Source organism: Frigoribacterium sp. CFBP 13712, from assembly GCF_014842255.1.
Taxonomy (GTDB): Bacteria; Actinomycetota; Actinomycetes; order Actinomycetales; family Microbacteriaceae; genus Frigoribacterium.
In genome coordinates, this window is sequence record NZ_JACYVH010000010.1 from 1 (window position 1) to 15,500 (window position 15,500).

General features: G+C 72.2%; 12 protein-coding genes. 2 read left to right on the forward strand and 10 right to left on the reverse strand.

The window, feature by feature from the left end:
- Nucleotides 1-252: 252 nt before the first annotated feature.
- Entirely contained in the window at nt 253-1,326 is a 1,074-nt protein-coding gene (locus tag IFT51_RS15235) for an LCP family protein (protein WP_192061600.1), read from the reverse strand.
- Nucleotides 1,323-2,249, reverse strand: a complete 927-nt coding sequence (locus IFT51_RS13425; RefSeq protein WP_192061601.1) for a thioredoxin domain-containing protein — start codon at nt 2,247-2,249, stop codon at nt 1,323-1,325. The genes IFT51_RS15235 and IFT51_RS13425 overlap by 4 nt, the downstream gene beginning before the upstream one ends.
- A gap of 126 nt (nt 2,250-2,375) precedes the next feature.
- Here IFT51_RS13425 and IFT51_RS13430 point away from each other — a divergent pair, with 126 nt between their 5' ends.
- Nucleotides 2,376-3,686, forward strand: a complete 1,311-nt coding sequence (locus tag IFT51_RS13430; RefSeq protein WP_192061602.1) for a GNAT family N-acetyltransferase — start codon at nt 2,376-2,378, stop codon at nt 3,684-3,686.
- A 184-nt stretch (nt 3,687-3,870) separates the two neighbouring features.
- On the opposite strand, the gene IFT51_RS13435 is transcribed toward IFT51_RS13430, so the two are convergent.
- The 6 genes from IFT51_RS13435 to IFT51_RS13460 are packed head-to-tail and all read right to left on the reverse strand — an operon-like array spanning nt 3,871 to nt 11,343.
- Nucleotides 3,871-5,061, reverse strand: coding sequence for a family 1 glycosylhydrolase (locus tag IFT51_RS13435; protein ID WP_192061603.1), 1,191 nt, complete (start codon nt 5,059-5,061; stop codon nt 3,871-3,873).
- 37 nt (nt 5,062-5,098) lie between these two features.
- The gene (locus tag IFT51_RS13440) at nt 5,099-5,992 is read right to left on the reverse strand and encodes an alpha/beta fold hydrolase (protein WP_192061604.1); all 894 of its coding nucleotides are present in this window, start codon (nt 5,990-5,992) and stop codon (nt 5,099-5,101) included.
- Nucleotides 5,989-7,749 (reverse strand): ABC transporter ATP-binding protein, encoded by a 1,761-nt coding sequence (locus IFT51_RS13445; protein WP_192061605.1) that lies wholly within the window; start codon nt 7,747-7,749, stop codon nt 5,989-5,991. Before IFT51_RS13445 ends, IFT51_RS13440 begins: the two co-directional genes overlap by 4 nt.
- Nucleotides 7,746-8,702: an ABC transporter permease gene (locus IFT51_RS13450; protein WP_192061606.1), complete on the reverse strand. Its 957-nt coding sequence runs from the start codon at nt 8,700-8,702 to the stop codon at nt 7,746-7,748. Before IFT51_RS13450 ends, IFT51_RS13445 begins: the two co-directional genes overlap by 4 nt.
- The gene (locus IFT51_RS13455; RefSeq protein WP_192061607.1) at nt 8,699-9,679 is read right to left on the reverse strand and encodes an ABC transporter permease; all 981 of its coding nucleotides are present in this window, start codon (nt 9,677-9,679) and stop codon (nt 8,699-8,701) included. The genes IFT51_RS13450 and IFT51_RS13455 overlap by 4 nt, the downstream gene beginning before the upstream one ends.
- Nucleotides 9,676-11,343: an ABC transporter substrate-binding protein gene (locus IFT51_RS13460; RefSeq protein ID WP_192061608.1), complete on the reverse strand. Its 1,668-nt coding sequence runs from the start codon at nt 11,341-11,343 to the stop codon at nt 9,676-9,678. Before IFT51_RS13460 ends, IFT51_RS13455 begins: the two co-directional genes overlap by 4 nt.
- A gap of 253 nt (nt 11,344-11,596) precedes the next feature.
- On the opposite strand from IFT51_RS13460, the gene IFT51_RS13465 reads away from it, so the two are divergent.
- Nucleotides 11,597-12,991 carry a globin domain-containing protein gene (locus tag IFT51_RS13465; protein WP_192061609.1) on the forward strand — a complete coding sequence of 465 codons (1,395 nt, stop codon included), beginning with the start codon at nt 11,597-11,599 and terminating at the stop codon, nt 12,989-12,991.
- A 118-nt stretch (nt 12,992-13,109) separates the two neighbouring features.
- Here IFT51_RS13465 and IFT51_RS13470 read toward each other — a convergent pair whose 3' ends face one another.
- Nucleotides 13,110-14,339, reverse strand: coding sequence for a substrate-binding domain-containing protein (locus IFT51_RS13470; protein ID WP_192061610.1), 1,230 nt, complete (start codon nt 14,337-14,339; stop codon nt 13,110-13,112).
- Between the two features lie 118 nt (nt 14,340-14,457).
- Nucleotides 14,458-15,204, reverse strand: a complete 747-nt coding sequence (locus IFT51_RS13475) for a transglycosylase family protein (RefSeq protein WP_192061611.1) — start codon at nt 15,202-15,204, stop codon at nt 14,458-14,460.
- Nucleotides 15,205-15,500 lie beyond the last annotated feature (296 nt).

Consider the following 15,500-nt stretch of genomic DNA (forward strand, 5'->3'; position numbering starts at 1 on the left):
ACTGGAGCGTCTCGCGCTGGCTCGGCAACGCGCCCTACACCGCCAAGGTGATCCAGTCGAAGAACGGCACCCCGCTGACCGCCACCCACACCGGGCCCACCATCACCCCCGCCCAGTAACACACCGGTCTGACCCGCCGAAGGGCGGGAGTCGCCTCGGCGACACGATGAAGCCCCGGGGCGAGCAAGCTGCTCGCCCCGGGGCTTCGTCGTGCGCGGGGTGCGGACGCCGGATGACGGCGCCCGCACCCGGTCAGGGCGCGGCGTCGGGCAGCGCCTCGTCGGATCGCAGGGCATCCCGCACGGTCTCGAGACCCGCCGGGTCGATCGCGAGGTACGACTGCCCGTCCGCCGACGTGCCCCCACCGGCGACCGGCAGGGTGACGGCGTGCAGGCTCGACGGCGTCAGCCCGCGCGAGCTCCAGCCGAGCTCGAGGAGGCGCGCCGGGGTCAACGACGCATCGACCGCCAGGTGGTCCGCCGTGACGCCGACGAACTCCGACACCCGAGCGGGGTCGGTCAGCGTGCCTCGGCTGACGACCCCCTGGGCCAGACCCGTCAGGAACGCCTGCTGGTTGCGGACCCGCTGGTGATCGGCGTCGGCGAACGAGTAGCGCTCGCGCACGAAGGCGAGGGCCGCGTCGCCGTCGAGGCGGTTCAGCCCCTGACGGAACTCGTGCGGACCCGCGGTGAAGGGCTGCTCGGAGTCGACGACGACCCCGCCCAGGGCGTCGGTCATGGCGCGGAAGCCCTCGAAGTCGATCTCGGCGACGTGGTCGACCCGCACCTCCAGCAGCTGCTCGACGGTCTGGACGGTGAGCGGCACGCCTCCCCAGCTGTAGGCGGCGTTGATCTTCGCCTCGCCGTGACCGGGCACCTCGACCCATGAGTCGCGCATGATCGAGAGCACCTCGACGGACGAGCGGTCGGCCGGCAGCCGGACGAGCATGATCGTGTCGGAACGCCCGCTCTCGCCCTCGACCCGGGTGTCGGACCCGAGCAGGAGGACGTCGACCGCCCCGTCGTCGTCGGCGGCCGGGCGCCCCTCGTACTCGGGGAGGGCGCCGGCGATCGTCGTCGAGCGGTCGTCGAACGACGCCCCCAGACGGACCAGGTAGCCGGCGCCGACCACCGCGGCCAGGACGGGCACGCCGACGAGAACGGCGAGCGTGACGACGACCACGGCCAGTCGCCGCCTCCGCCGCCGCTCGGCCTGTCGGCGTGCGCCCCGCGAGGGTGCGGGCTCGAGACCCAGCTCGGCGAGACCGTCGACGCTGTCGCTGCCCACGTCGCGGCCCGAGCGGGGCGCTCCGCCCGACGCGCTCACCGCACACCTCCGGCGGTCTCGGCCGCGTAGGCCTCGCCCAGCGTCGACGCCACGAACTCGGGGAACGACTGGACCTCGGGGTCGAACAGCTCCCCGTTGACGATCGCGGTGGGCGTCGACGTGATCGCCTCGACCGAGTCGTAGGGCAGGGGGCCGGCGAGCGCGCGGCTCGTGGCCGCGGTCACCCAGCCCGCGAAGCGCTGGTCGGCGACGCACTCGGCGACGGCCGAGGGATCGTCGAAGGGATGGGCCTCGTCGACGATCCGAGCCAGACCCTCGATCGAGTGCCCCCGGCTGCCCGGGTCGGGCTGAGCGGTGAAGAGGGCCTGGTTGACCGCCCAGAACCCGTCGGGCTCGAGGTCGGCGACGCAGGCGGCCGAGGCGGCGGCCCGCGTGGCGTACCGCGAGCCCAGCGACGACCGGTCCGTGACGGACAGCGGGTGGATCTGCACGGTCGCCGCGCCCGACTCGACGAGACCCGTGAGGTAGTCGGCGTTGTCGAGCTCGAACTGCGCGCACCCCGGGCAGTGGTAGTCGACGTAGACCGCGATGTCCGCCACGTCGGAGGCCCCGGGGGTCGGCGAGGCGTCGGGTTCGGCGTCGACGGCCCGGGCGGGCGATCGCTCGGCGACGAGACCGGTTCCGATGCGGACGCCGTCCGCGGCGGTGTTGGCGGGGCCCGATCCCGTCGGCGACGAGGCCGACGCCACGAGCACCGCGGCCACCGTGGTCACCAGCGCGAGCGCGACCACGGCCGAGCCGCCCTTCACCAGCGCGACTGTCGCGCGCTCCCGACGACGGGCTCGCCGTCGGCCCTCCTCCGCCTTGATGCGAGCCGCGGCCCGCGCATCGCTGCGCGCAGCATCGGGCCACCCGTCCGTCTGTGCCCCGTGGTCGTGTCGGGTGCCGTCGTCGTCGAGCATCCGCCCTCCTTCATCCTAGATAATTCCTCACATCATATTTCACGGGGGCGGTGCTGGCAATATCTCGGAACGAGCCTCCACCGCAGGGACGACGACAACGTCGGGGGCCAGCCCTAGGCTGACGCCGTGACTGCCTTCGACGACGACTACGACATCCGCACCTTCCCGGCCGCCCTGGCCCCCGAGTCCACCGACGACGAGCCGCGGGCCGATGCCGAGACGGCCCGCTGGGTCCGTGCCGAGGCGCTCGGATTCCACGAGGCGGCCCCCGACGAGAACGCCGTCGGCCGCACGGCCCGCCGACTCGCGGCCGACGGCCGCACCGAGACGGGCGTCTACCCGCGCGAGCCCCGCGACGGTTCCCTCGACGCCGAGGGCCAGCCCGTCGCGACATTCGAGTCGTTCGTCAAGTCACTCAACGTCGGCGGCGGCCGCCTGCTCGACGCGCATCTGATCTCGGGTGTCACCGTGCAGCCGACCCATCGTCGCCGCGGGCTCCTCCGCCGTCTGATGACCGACGACCTCGCGCGCGCCAAGGGCGCCGGTCTCGCGGTCGCCGCGCTGACCGCGAGCGAGGGCTCCATCTACCGTCGGTTCGGGTTCGGGGTGGGGGTGCGCGAACGCACGATCGAGGTCGACCAGCGCCGCGCCTCCGGCCTGCTCGGCGACCCCGAGGGCAGCACCGAGCTCGTCTCGCGCGACGCCCTCGTCGAGCTCGCGCCGGCGGTCTTCGCCCGGTACCACGCCCGCACCCCGGGCTCGATCGACCGACATGAGGGCGCGTGGAACCGCCTGCTCGGGCGCGAGCGCCCCGACGGCACCCCCGACCCCGCGGTGCGCGGCGCGGTGCACCGCGACTCGTCCGGGGTGGTCGACGGCTACGTCGCGTACCGCCTCGAGGGCGCCGACGGGGCGCGCACCCTCGTCGTGCTCGATCTCGTCTCGGCCACCGACGACGCCTACCTCGGCCTCTGGCAGCTGCTGCTCTCCGTCGACCTCGTCGCGACCGTGCAGTACGCCGGTGCGCAGCAGAGCGATCCGCTCGGGCACGCCCTCGTCGACGGGCGGGCCGTGCGGGTCACCCACGACGAGGACCACGTCTGGTTCCGGGTGCTCGACACCGTGGCGGCCCTGCAGGCGCGCCCCTGGGCGGCCGACGGGGTCGTGACGATCGCCGTGGGCGACTCGCTCGGGCACGCCGCCGGCACGTTCCGCGTCACGAGCGAGGGCGGCAGCGCGACCGTCAAGCGGGCCGCGGTGCGCCGGGCCGACATCGAGCTCGACGTGGCGACCCTCGGCTCACTCTGGCTCGGCGGCGTCGACCCCGTGACCCTCGCCGCGGCGGGGCTCGTGCGCGAACGCCGCAAGGGCGCGGTGCAGACCGTGCGGGCGATGATCGCCGCCGATCGACCGCTGCACAGCATCACCCACTTCTGATCCCGGCTTCTGATCCCGGCGTCGAGGGGTCACGACGCACCGCCGAGCCCCGAGGCGGGCGGCACGTCGTGACCCGTCGATGCGGAGACGCAGGAGACGCAGGAGGCGCGGGTCGGGTGACCCGCGCCTCCTGCGCCCTGGGATGGGGCACGGCGCCGCCGCGGCACGCGACGACGCCGTGGTCTCACACGGCCGAGCTGCGCTCGAGGCCGTTGGCCTGCGCCACGCCGCCGTACCAGCGCGCGCTGGGCTTGGGGGTGCGCTCGAAGGTGTCGCGGTCCCAGCCGATCAACCCGAAGGTGGGGCGGAATCCGCTGGCCCACTCGTAGTTGTCGAGGGCGCTCCAGTGCTGGTAGCCGAGCACCTCGATGCCCTCGTCGATGGTGTCGTGGATGTGCTCGAGGGCGCCCTGCGTGTAGGCGATGCGGCGGCTGTCGTCGGCGGTCGCGATGCCGTTCTCGGTGACCATGACGGGCACGTGGCCGCTGAGCTCCCACGCGCTGCGGATGCCCTCGGCGGCGGCCGGCGGCCAGAACTCCCAGCCGGTCAGCGTGGTCTCGAGCCCGTCGGCGACCGGGCGCGGCCCCTCGGGGCCGACGAAGGTCTGCGTGTAGGCCTGCACGCCGACGAAGTCGTCGCCGGCCGCCATCTCGCTGTACCAGTCGTCGCGGATGTAGCCGTACTCACGGGTCTTCTCGGCGGCGCCCGGCTCGTCGACGGCCTTGAACGCCTGGGTCGCGACCGTCCAGCCCGACTTGACGCCGGCGATCTGCGACAGCACCTCGCGGCTGCGCTTGTGCGAGGCGAGCAGCGCGTCGGCGACCTCGAGGTCGGGGTTCGGCAGACCGTACGCGACCAGGTTCGAGGCGTCCTCTCCGCCGGCGAGCATCGCGGCGATGTTCGGCTCGTTGATCGTGCAGACGTAGCGGACGCCCTCGCTCACCACCGGCAGGGCGAGCTCGGTGTAGCGGGCGAAGAGGTCGGCGGCGTCGGGTGCGCGCCAGAAGCCGTCGCGCTCGAACCAGCGCGGCACCGTGAAGTGCATCAGCGTGACGATCGGCTCGATGCCGAACTCGTGGCAGGTCTCGACCATGCGGCGGTAGTGCGCGATCTGCGCCTTGCTGACGACGCCGCGCTCGGGTTCGATGCGGGCCCACTCGATGCTGAACCGGTAGCTGTTCAGCCCCAGCTCGGCGAGCAGGCGGATGTCGTCGCGGAACCGGTTGTAGCTGTCGGCCGCGTCGCCGCTCGGCTCGACGATGGTCGTGCCGGGCGTGTGCTCGTGCACCCACCAGTTGGAGTTGACGTTGTTGCCCTCGATCTGGTGGGCCGCCGTCGCGGCGCCCCAGAGGAAGTTCTCGGGGAAGGTGAGCACGGAGTGCTCCTTTCGGTGATCGTGGAGGAGGAGCGGGTCAAGAGGCGCGGGTCGGCGCCGGCACGGAGCCCCAGAAGTCGGCGAGCAGCGCCACGGTCGCCTCGGGTTGCTCGATCTGCGGCGAATGCCACGCGCCGGCGACGATCTCGTAGCGGGCGCCGAGCCGGGAGGCCATGTCGCGCTGCCACGGGATCGGCCACGCGGCGTCCCATTCGCCGTGCGCGACGAGCACGGGCACGCCGGTGGCGGCGAGAGCCGCGGTGGTGTCCTCCGGCAGCTCGAGGATCCGCGCACCGCCGATCAGGCTGTGCGGGCTGGTCCGCCGCATGCGCATCCGGACGAACGCCAGCTCGGGGTCGAGGGCGGCGAGCTCGGCGTCGTCGAGGCCGAGCGTGATCGGGTTCGTCGAGTCGAACAGCGCGGCGCCGCCCTTCTCGGCGACGAGGTGCCGCTCGAGGTGCTTGCGATCGGGCCAGCCGTGCGGGCCCGAGCAGAGCATCGTGTACGACGAGAACAGCTCGGGCGCCTGCAGCACGGCCGCGCGGCCGACGACCCCGCCGAGGCTGTGGCCGAGCAGGTGCACGGGGCGACCGTCTGCGAGCAGCGGGGCGATGCGCACGATGTCGCGCGCCTCCTCGTCCAGGGTGTGATCGTCGAGCGAAGGAGGCGCGACCGAGTCGGCCTGACCGCGTCGCGAGACCACGATCACCTCGAAACCGGCGTCGCGCAGCAGCGGCATCGTGACGCGGAAGTCCTCTTTCGACCCGGTGTAGCCGGGGACGACGAGCACGGTGCCGACGGCGGGCCCGTCGGGCACCACGCGGTAGGCGCTCAGACGGCCGACGGGCAGGTCGATCGCCACCGTGTCGACCCCCTCGGCGACCGGCAGATCGCCGAACACGGGGTGCGGCGCGAAGTCGCGCAGGCTCATCGGAGCTCGCCTCGTGCGAGGGAGCGCCGCGGGTTCGGCACCGCGTCGAGCAGCTTGATCGTGTACGGATCCGTCGGCCGCTGCAGCACCTCGGCCGTGCCGCCCCGCTCGACCACGGCGCCCTGGTTGAGCACCATGATGTCGTCGGTGATCAGCCGCGCGCTGAGCAGGTCGTGGGTGATGTAGAGCAGCGAGACGCCCCACTGCTCGCGGAGATCCTCGAGCAGGGCGAGCACGCCGGCCCGCAGCGACACGTCGAGCATCGAGACCGGCTCGTCGGCGATGATCACCTGCGGGTCGCTGGCCAGAGCCCGGGCGATGACGACGCGCTGCCGCTGACCGCCCGACAGCTGGTGCGGCAGCTTCGCCGCGAACTGCTCGACCGGCGTCAGACCGACCGTCTCGAGCAGTTCGAGCACCCGGCGCCGCGCCTCCTGACCGGTGAGGCCCGTGAAGTTCACGACCGGGCGGGTGAGCGTGTACTCGACCGTGTGCAGCGGGTTCAGCGCCGCGTACGGGTCCTGGAAGACCATCTGCACGTCGCTGCGGAAGCTCCGCAGCGCGCGGCCCCGCAGCTTCGTCACGTCGGTGTCGCCGAACGTGACGCTGCCGCTGGTCGGGCGCTCGACGCCCGTCACCAGCTTGGCGATCGTGCTCTTGCCCGAACCGCTCTGACCGACGAGGGCCAGCGATCGACCCGGCTCGAGGCTGAACGAGACGTCGCGCACCGCGCGCACGGGCTCGTCGCCCCGCCGAGGAGGCGCGTAGGTCTTCGACACCCCGCTCACCACGATGGGCTGCTGCGCGATCCGCTGCCCGCGGGTCGACACGGTCGGCACCGAGGTGGTCGTGTCGACCCGGCGCTCGCCCCGCGCGTGACGGACCGAGCGGTCTTCGAAGCCCGGCAGCGAGACGACCTCGGCGCGCGGGTCGGCGTAGTGCGAGAGCAGCATGCGGGTGTAGTCGTCCTGCGGGTCCTCGAGCACGTCGAGGCTCGCCCCGTCTTCGACGATGCGGCCCTCGTGCATCACGAGCACCCGCTGCGCCGACTCGAGCACGATGCCGAGATCGTGGCTGATCAGCACGGCCGTGAAGCCCTCGCTGCGCTGCAACGCGATGATCGTGTCCATCACGGCGTGCTGCACGAGCACGTCGAGGGCCGTGGTCGGCTCGTCGAACACCATCAGCTGCGGCTCGAGCGAGAGCGCCAGGGCGATCGACACGCGCTGCCGCATGCCGCCCGACAGCTCGCCGGGGAACCTCGCGAGAACACTCGGGTCGAGCTCGACCTTCGAGACGAGCTCGACGGCTCGGCTGTGCCACTGGTCGCGCGGCACGTGACCGTGGGCCTTGAAGACGTCGACGAAGTGGTTGCGGATGGTGCGCACCGGGTTCAGCGCGTTCATGCCCGACTGCAGCACCATCGCGAAGCCGCCTTGCCGCTGCTGACGGAGGGCCTCGGTGCCGAGCGACTGCACGTCGGCGCCGTCGAACAGGATGCTGCCGCCGTTGGTGCGGGCCGGCGGCTTCTGCAGCCGGGTGAGCGCGTAGCCGAGCGTCGACTTGCCCGACCCCGACTCGCCCACCAGCCCGACGAACTCGCCGCGCTTCAGCTGGAACGACACGTGGTCGACGGCCTGGACCGGCTCGGCCCCGGCGCTCTCGTACACGACGCTCAGATCGCGCACGTCGAGGAGGACGTCCGCGGAGGCGGCGGTGGAGGCGGTGCGCTGGTTGGTGGGGTCCGTCGCGGTCATGCTTGCGCCTCCTTGGCCTTCTTGGCTCCGCCTTCGCGGAGGCGGGGGTTGCCGACGGCGTCGACGCCGAAGTTGATGAGGGTGAGGCTCATCGCGAGCAGGGCGATGCAGAGACCCGGTGCGAACAGCAGGATCCACTGACCGGTGAGCAGGGCGTTCGAGTTCTGCGCCCAGTAGAGGATCGTGCCCCAGCTGACGATCGACGAGTCGCCGAGCCCGAGGAACTCGAGGCCCGCCTCGGCGAGGATCGCGCTGGTCGCGGCACCGAAGAACGAGCCCGTGATCAGCGACGTCATGTTCGGCAGGATCTCGCGGAACACGATGCGCCCCGAGCTCTCGCCCGAGAAGCGGGCCGCCGTGACGAAGTCCCGCGAGCGCAGCGACTGCGTCTGGCTGCGGAGCACCCGCGCGCCCCACGCCCAGCCGGTCACGACGATGACCGCCATGATGACCAGGATGCCGCCGTTCTGCAGGTAGGCCGCGATGACGATCATCAGCGGCAGACCCGGGATGACCAGGAACAGGTTGACGATGAAGCCGACGACGTCGCCGCCGAAGCCCTTCATGTAGCCCCAGCTGAGACCGATCGCGACGGCGATGACGGTCGACAGCACGCCGGCGACGACACCGACGAGCACGCTGATGCGGGCGCCGTAGATCAGCTGGCTCAAGACGTCCTCACCGGCGGCGGTGGTGCCCATCCAGTGGGCCCAGCTCGCGTCGGCGCTGCGCTCGAAGCCGTTCTCGCTGCCGCCGTAGGGGGCCAGCAGAGGGGCGAAGATCGCCGTCAGCACGAAGACGCCGAGGATGATCACGCCGATCTTCGCCTTGGGGTTCGACCAGATGGTCGCGGCCATGCGGCCGATGGTGAGCCAGCGACTGGGCGCCTTCTGCTCGGCGGGGCCGCTCGGCGGCGCGCCCTCGGGCAGGTGGACGGACACGGTGGAGGTCATCGGCGGGTCCTTGGGTCGAGCACGCCGTACAAGATGTCGACGAGGAAGTTGGCGACGAGCACGCTGACCGTGATCATCAGGAAGAGGGCCTGCATCAGCGGGTAGTCCTGGCCGATGACGGCGTTGAAGAGCAGGTAGCCGATGCCGGGGTAGCCGAACACCTGCTCGACCAGGATCGAGCCGCCGACCACGCCGCCGAGCGCGAGACCGAAGCCGGTGAGGTTCGGCAGGATCGCGTTGCGGGCGGCGTAGCGCACGGCGACCGTGCGGCCCTTGAGGCCGTTCGCCTCGGCGAAGGTGACGTAGTCGTCGCCGAGCGTCGAGATCATCGCGTTCCGCATGCCGAGGATCCAGCCGCCGAGACTGGTCAGGAGGATCGTGATGGCGGGCAGGACGGCGTGCAGCAGGGCGTCGCCGACGAACGCGGGGGTGAACCCGGGCGTCGTCGTGGCCCCGTAGGCGCCGGTGGTCGGGAACCAGTGCAGCACGTAGCCCAGGAAGAACAGCAGCAGGAGCGCCGTCCAGAAGTACGGGAACGTGCTCATGAAGCTGCCCGACAGGGTCGGCAGCGAATCGAGCCAGGTGCCGCGCTTCCACGCGGCGGCCACGCCGATCAGGGTGCCGAGCACGAAGGCGATGATCGTGCAGACCCCGACGAGGATCAGCGTGTACGGCAGCGCCTGGCCGACCAGGTGGCCGACCGTCTCGGGGAAGAACGTGTAGCTCGTGCCGAAGTCGAGGCGCACGACCTGGCCGAGGTAGCTGACGTACTGCTCGAGCACGTTGCCGCTCGGCACGCCGAGCTGGGCCTCGATCGCGGCCCGGGTCGCGTCGGTGACGGGCCCGTTCTGCGACAGCTTCGCGATGGCGGCGTCGGTCGGGCTGCCCGGCATCAGCCTCGGCAGGATGAAGTTCAGGGTGACCGCGGCCCACAGGGTGAGCACGAAGAGACCGAGTTTCTGGGCGGCGTACTTCACTGGTCTCCCCCGTCGTTCTGCACGCGCTTCAGCTTCGTGAAGATCAGCAGCGGTGCCTGGTCGTAGTTCTGCGGGGCCATGTACGGGTCCTCCGCGGTGGGCCAGCCGGTGAACTTGGCGTCGTTGAACAGACCCCAGAGCCCGCCGTAGTAGAGACCGATCACGGGCAGCTGGTCGTAGACGACGTTCTGCAGCTGGTACGAGAGCCGCTGCTGGTCGGCGGGGTCGGTCGAGGCCTTCCACTCGTCGAGCAGCTCGTCGACCGCGGGGTCGCTGAAGCGCTCGTAGTTGGCGGCCGTGGTCTCGCCGATCGGCGTCGCGAAGTCGCTGTTCAGCAGGTTGTTGAACGCCTGGTACACGTTGCCGTTGCCCATGCCGCCCATCGCCATGTCGAACTCGCCGTTCGCGATGGCCGACTGGTAGCCGGCCGGCTGGGGAGCCTGGATCTGCACGTCGATGCCGATCGCGCCCAACTGGCTCCGCACCTCCTGAACCGCCCGGAGCCAGTCGGTGTAGCCGTTGGCCGTGAGGATCGTGATCTTCAGCTGCTGACCGTCGGGGCCGACGAGCCGGTCGCCCTGCTGCGTGTAGCCCGACTCGGCGAAGGCCGCGAGGGCGCCGTCGACGTCCTGCTCGATGATGCCGTCGTTCGGGATCGAGGGGTCGAGGTCGTCCTCCTGGTTGGGCAGGATGAGCCCGGTCTGCCCGGCCGGCTCGAGGTAGCCCTCGGTGGCCGACTCGGCGATCGGACCGCGGTCGAGCGCCAGCGCGATGCCGCGACGCACGTTCACGTCGTCGAAAGGCGCCTTGGTGAGGTTCGGCACGAGGCCGATCACACCGCCCGGCGGGAACCAGAAGTGGTTGTCGGGACTGGCCGCACCCCAGGTGCCCTCGACGTCGCTGATGAACGAGTACGACCAGTCGTAACCGCGCGTGACGGTGTCGAGCTGGTTGTTCGTCGCCGGCAGGATGAGGTGGCCGATCTCGATCTTGTCCGCCTGCCAGTACGACTCGTTCTTGTCCATCGAGTACTGCTGCGGCGAGTAGTTGCCGAGCGTGAACGGGCCGGTGCCGACGGGGTCGGGGTTGCGGAACGTGGTGGGGTCGTCGACGTCCTTCCACAGGTGCTCGGGCACGATCGTCGTCTGGCCGATGATCTCCATCGCCGGCACGTCGTCGGTCTGCAGGTGGAAGACCACGTGGTCGCCCCGGGTCTCGATGGTCTCGATGTGCTGCCAGGCGCCCTTGAGGTCGAGCGACGGATTCTCCTTGATGAGGTCGAACGTGTACACCACGTCGGCCGGGGTCATCTCGGTGCCGTCGGACCACTCGACGCCGCTGCGGATCGTCATGTCGACGGTGCGCGCGTCGGGCAGCGTCGTCTCGCTCGCGAGCCACGGCGTGATCTCGTTGTCGAGCGGGTTGATCTCGAGCAGGGGCTCGTAGATCCACGTGGAGGCGGTGCGCTTGTTCGTGAGGAACGGGTTGAAGTTCCGCTCGAACTGCGGGTTGCCCTTGTCGGCGTTGATCAGCATCGTGTCGTCGCCGATCGTCGGATCGGGTTGGCTGCGGATCTGGATGCTGCAACCGGCCAGCAGGAGCGCGGCCGCCGTGGCGGCCGCCGCTGCTCGCACCAGCGCGCGGGGTCTTGACGTGTGCTTCATCGCCACGGTTCTCTCATTCGTCGTCGAGGTGAGTCTGATGAGTGTAAGCGCATACATGGCGCAACGGCAAGCGGGTTCGCGGGGTGCGGCGGGTTCGTGTCATCGGCGGCGGGTCAGCGCTGACCCGCCGCCGGTGACGGGAACCCGCCGAACANTCGAGATCGAGAGAGTGCGCAGCCGGCCCTCACCTCGACCCGCCATCATCGAGAGCAGGCCGGGAACTCGATCCCGCCGCCGCCGAGGGAGGATGCCCATGGTCACCGCATCGCAGCTCGCCGCCCTCGCCCGCACCCTGCCCTCGGTCGAAGCCTCCGCCGACGCGATCGCGGCCGACTTCTACGATCGGCTGTTCGCGGCCCGACCCGATCTGCTGCGCGACCGCTTCAACCGCGGCGAGCACGCCCAGGGCCGCCAGGCCCGCGAGCTCGCCCGCACGATCGTGGCCCTCGCCGAGGCGATCATCGACGCCGCTCCGGGCAGCGGGACGAGCAGCAGCGCCCGCGCCGCCGAGACCCTGCACCCGACGGCACGGCAGGCCGGCGCCCCCACGCTCGCCGGGTCGACGGCGGCGGAGATCACCTCGCGACTCGCTCAGCGCCATGCCGCGCTCGGCATCCGCCCGGGCGACTACGCCGTGTTCGAGACGTCTCTGCGGGAGGCGATGCGCACCTCCCTGGCTTCGGACTACGACGCCGACGCCGACGAGGCGTGGACGGCGCTCTACCACCAGGTCACCGACGAGGTCGCGGCGGCCGTGACCGATCTCTACGCCAAGGCCGACCTCGAACCCGACGAGGAGTGGCGCGAGGCCCTCGTCACCGAGCACCGCATCGAGGCGGAGGACGTCGTGGCGCTGACCCTGGTCTCGGCGGACAGCGAGGCGCTGCCGCGGTACCGCGCGGGCCAGTTCGCGTCGGTCCAGGTCGAGCTGCCCGACGGCGCCCACCAGATCAGGCAGTACAGCCTGCGCGGCGGACACGACGAGCAGTGGCGGATCAGCGCGCGCGTCATCGACGGCGGCGGGTTCGTGCCCGACGGCGAGGTGTCGCAGCATCTGCGCGACGCGATCGCGGTGGGCAGCATCGTGCGGGTGTCGCCGCCGATCGGCTCGCTCACCATCGACGAGCTGGACGACGCGCCCCTGCTCTTCGTCTCGGCCGGCATCGGGTGCACGCCCGTGCTCGGCATGCTCGACCACCTCTCGCGCACCGAGCCGGCGCGCCGCGTCACGGTGCTGCACTTCGAGCGGACACCCGAACGGCACGCCCACCGCGCCGAGCTCGAGGCGCTCGTGGCCGGCATGCCGAACGCGTCGCTGCGCGTCAGCTACACGCAGGGGAGCCTGAGTGCGCTGGGGGCCGGGGCCGGCGGCGGGGGTGCCGGGGCCGGGTCGACCGGCGGCGGGCCGGTCGCGTTCGCCGGCGAGTCGATCGACGGCCCGGGCTCCTACCTCGACCCCATCGACCTCGGCACGGTCGCCCTCACGCCGCAGCACCGGGTGTTCCTCTGCGGGCCCGTGCCCTTCATGGCGATCGCCCGCGCCGCCCTGATCGGGCACGGCGTCGAGGCGGATCGGGTGCACTACTTCGTCTTCGGCCCCGACGACGGCAGCGTGACGGGCATCGACACCGGGCAGCGCGGGCGGTAGCCGGTCCGAGGAGGCGCGGGGGCCGGGCCGAGGAGGCGCGGGCCGGGTTCACGAGGCAGGGGCCGGGAGGTCGAGGGCCGGGCCGAGGAGGTGGGGGCTGCGGAGGCGCGGGCCGGCCTCAGGAGGTGCGAGCCGAACCCAGGAGGGGCGGGCAGCTCTCGCGGAGCAGGACCTCCACGGGCAGGGTGACGCGCTGCGGCGGCATCCCGGGGTCGGTCAGGCGCCGGACGATCGAGCGGACGGCGACGCGCCCCAGCTCGCCCATCGGCTGCCGGACCGTCGTGAGACGCGGAGTCGAGAAGCGACCGGCCTCGATGCCGTCGAAGCCCGTCACCCGCACCCGACCGGGCACGTCGACACCGGCCCGATCGAAGACGTCGAGCACCCCGAGCGCCGTCTGGTCGTTGGCGCACACGACGGCGTCGGGCAGCGCGCGCCCGCCGACCGCGGGCCCGGCACCGTCACGGGCACCGGCACCGGCACCTGCACCATCACCGGCAGAGCCCGATCCGGGGGCGAGCAGCGCCTCCGCGACCCGGCGTCCGCCGTCGCGGCTGAAGTCGCCGCGCTCGACGCGCACCCGGAGATCGGCCCCGCCGGCGGCCCGGCGTCCGGCGACGGCCTCGTCGAACCCGCGATGCCGGTCGGCCTCGTCGGGCGAGTCGGAGGGGCCGGTCACGTAGACGACGTCGGCGACCCCGCGCCCGTCGAGCACGAACGAGGTGAGGGCGCGCATGCCCGCGACGTTGTCGACGCTGACGTGATCGAGCTCGTCGCCCGGCCGCGAGTCGGCGAGGACGACCACGGGGATCCGCCGCGACACGTGCGCGAGCAGATCGGCCGGCACGGTCTGCGCCAGCACGGCGAGCCCGTCGACCCGCCCGGCGATGTCGTTGACGATCACCTCGCGACTCGACCCGCGACCGGCCGCGACCATCAGGGCGAACCCGCGCCGCCACGACTCGACCTCGGCACCGCGCAGAACCTCGTCGAAGTAGAGGTTGGCCGGGTTCGACCAGTGACCGCCGGTCGCCACCGGCCCGGCGACCCGCGCCTCCCTGTCGTCGAGGAGGGGGATGCGACTCGAGTCGGTCAGCACCGCCCAGTCGGGTTCGGGCTCGTCGATGGCGTCGTGCCCGGGGAGGAACAGCCCGAGCACGCCGTGCCGCCGCCCCGCCAGCCCGCGGGCCGCGCCACTCGGCACGTACCCGAGCGCGCGCACGGAGTCGAGCACCCGGGTGCGGGTCTCGGGGCGGACGTCGTCGGGTCTGCGGAGCACCCGCGACACCGTCGCGATCGAGACGGCGGCGTGCGCGGCCACGTCGTAGACGGTGGGGGCCTTCGTCACGGAGTCCTTCTTCAGCTGGCGGTCCGCACCATCCTAGGCATGCGACGAGGAGGCGCGGGTCGACCCGTGCCTCCTCGTCACGCCCTCGAGGGCGTCGGTCGCCTGCTCGGCGCGGCGCCTACTTCTCGGCGGGCAGCTGCAGCACCTGACCGACCGTGATGACGTTCGGGTCGGTGACGGTGTCGAGGTTCGCACCGGCCAGGGTGATCCAGCCGCCCTCGATGTCGAGGTCGGTGGCGATGAGGTCGAGGCTGTCGCCGGCCTCGACCGTGTAGGTCTCGCCGCTGGTCGGGACGGCGGCGATCTCGGGCACGACCGGCGCGGCGGGTGCCGCGGGCGCTGCCGCCTCGGCCGGGGCCGTCGTGGTCGACCCGGTGCTCGGCGCGGCGGCCTGGGGTGCCGGCGCTGCGGCGGGCGCGGGTGCCGGTGCCGGCGCTGCGGCGGGCGCGGGTGCCGCACCGCTGGTGCCGCTCAGTCCGAGCTGCGACGAGCACGAGGGCCAGGCGCCCCAGCCCTGCGACGCGAGGACGCGCTCGGCGACGGCGATCTGCTCGCTCTTGCTGGCGTTCGCGGCCGACCCGGTGCCGCCGTTGGCGGCCCAGGTGCTGGGGCTGAACTGGAGCCCGCCCGAGTAGCCGTTGCCGGTGTCGATCGACCAGTTGCCGCCGCTCTCGCACTGCGCGAGGGCGTCCCAGGTGGCGACGTCGGCCGCGCTCGCAGGTGCTGCGGCGAGCCCGATGCCGGCGCCGGCTAGGGCGACGACCGCGGCCGTGCCGAGCAGACCGCGGGTCTTGCCCCGGCCGGTCTTGGTGCGGGCGGACCCGGCGTCGTGGGCGGAGGTGGTGGCGCGTGTGATTCGTGACATGTGTACGTGTGCTCCGTCGAGGTCACCCCGGCACGGCGCTGACGCGCTCGAACCGCTGCCCGCCTCTCACCAGATAGGTCGGATGGCGGCGACCGCAGCCCGGGCAGCGGGGTGACGTGCGGTGCCGTCGTGACGCCCGCACGACGGCGGGATGTCTCGAGCCCCTGAGCGGGACAGCGGCCCACCGTAGTCACGAGGCCCGGGCGGGCCAAGCCCGACCGAGCGGTCCACCGGAGGCGCGGGTCGGGTTCTCCACAGGCCGATCGCGATGGCCATCGGCGACGACCCCCGAACGT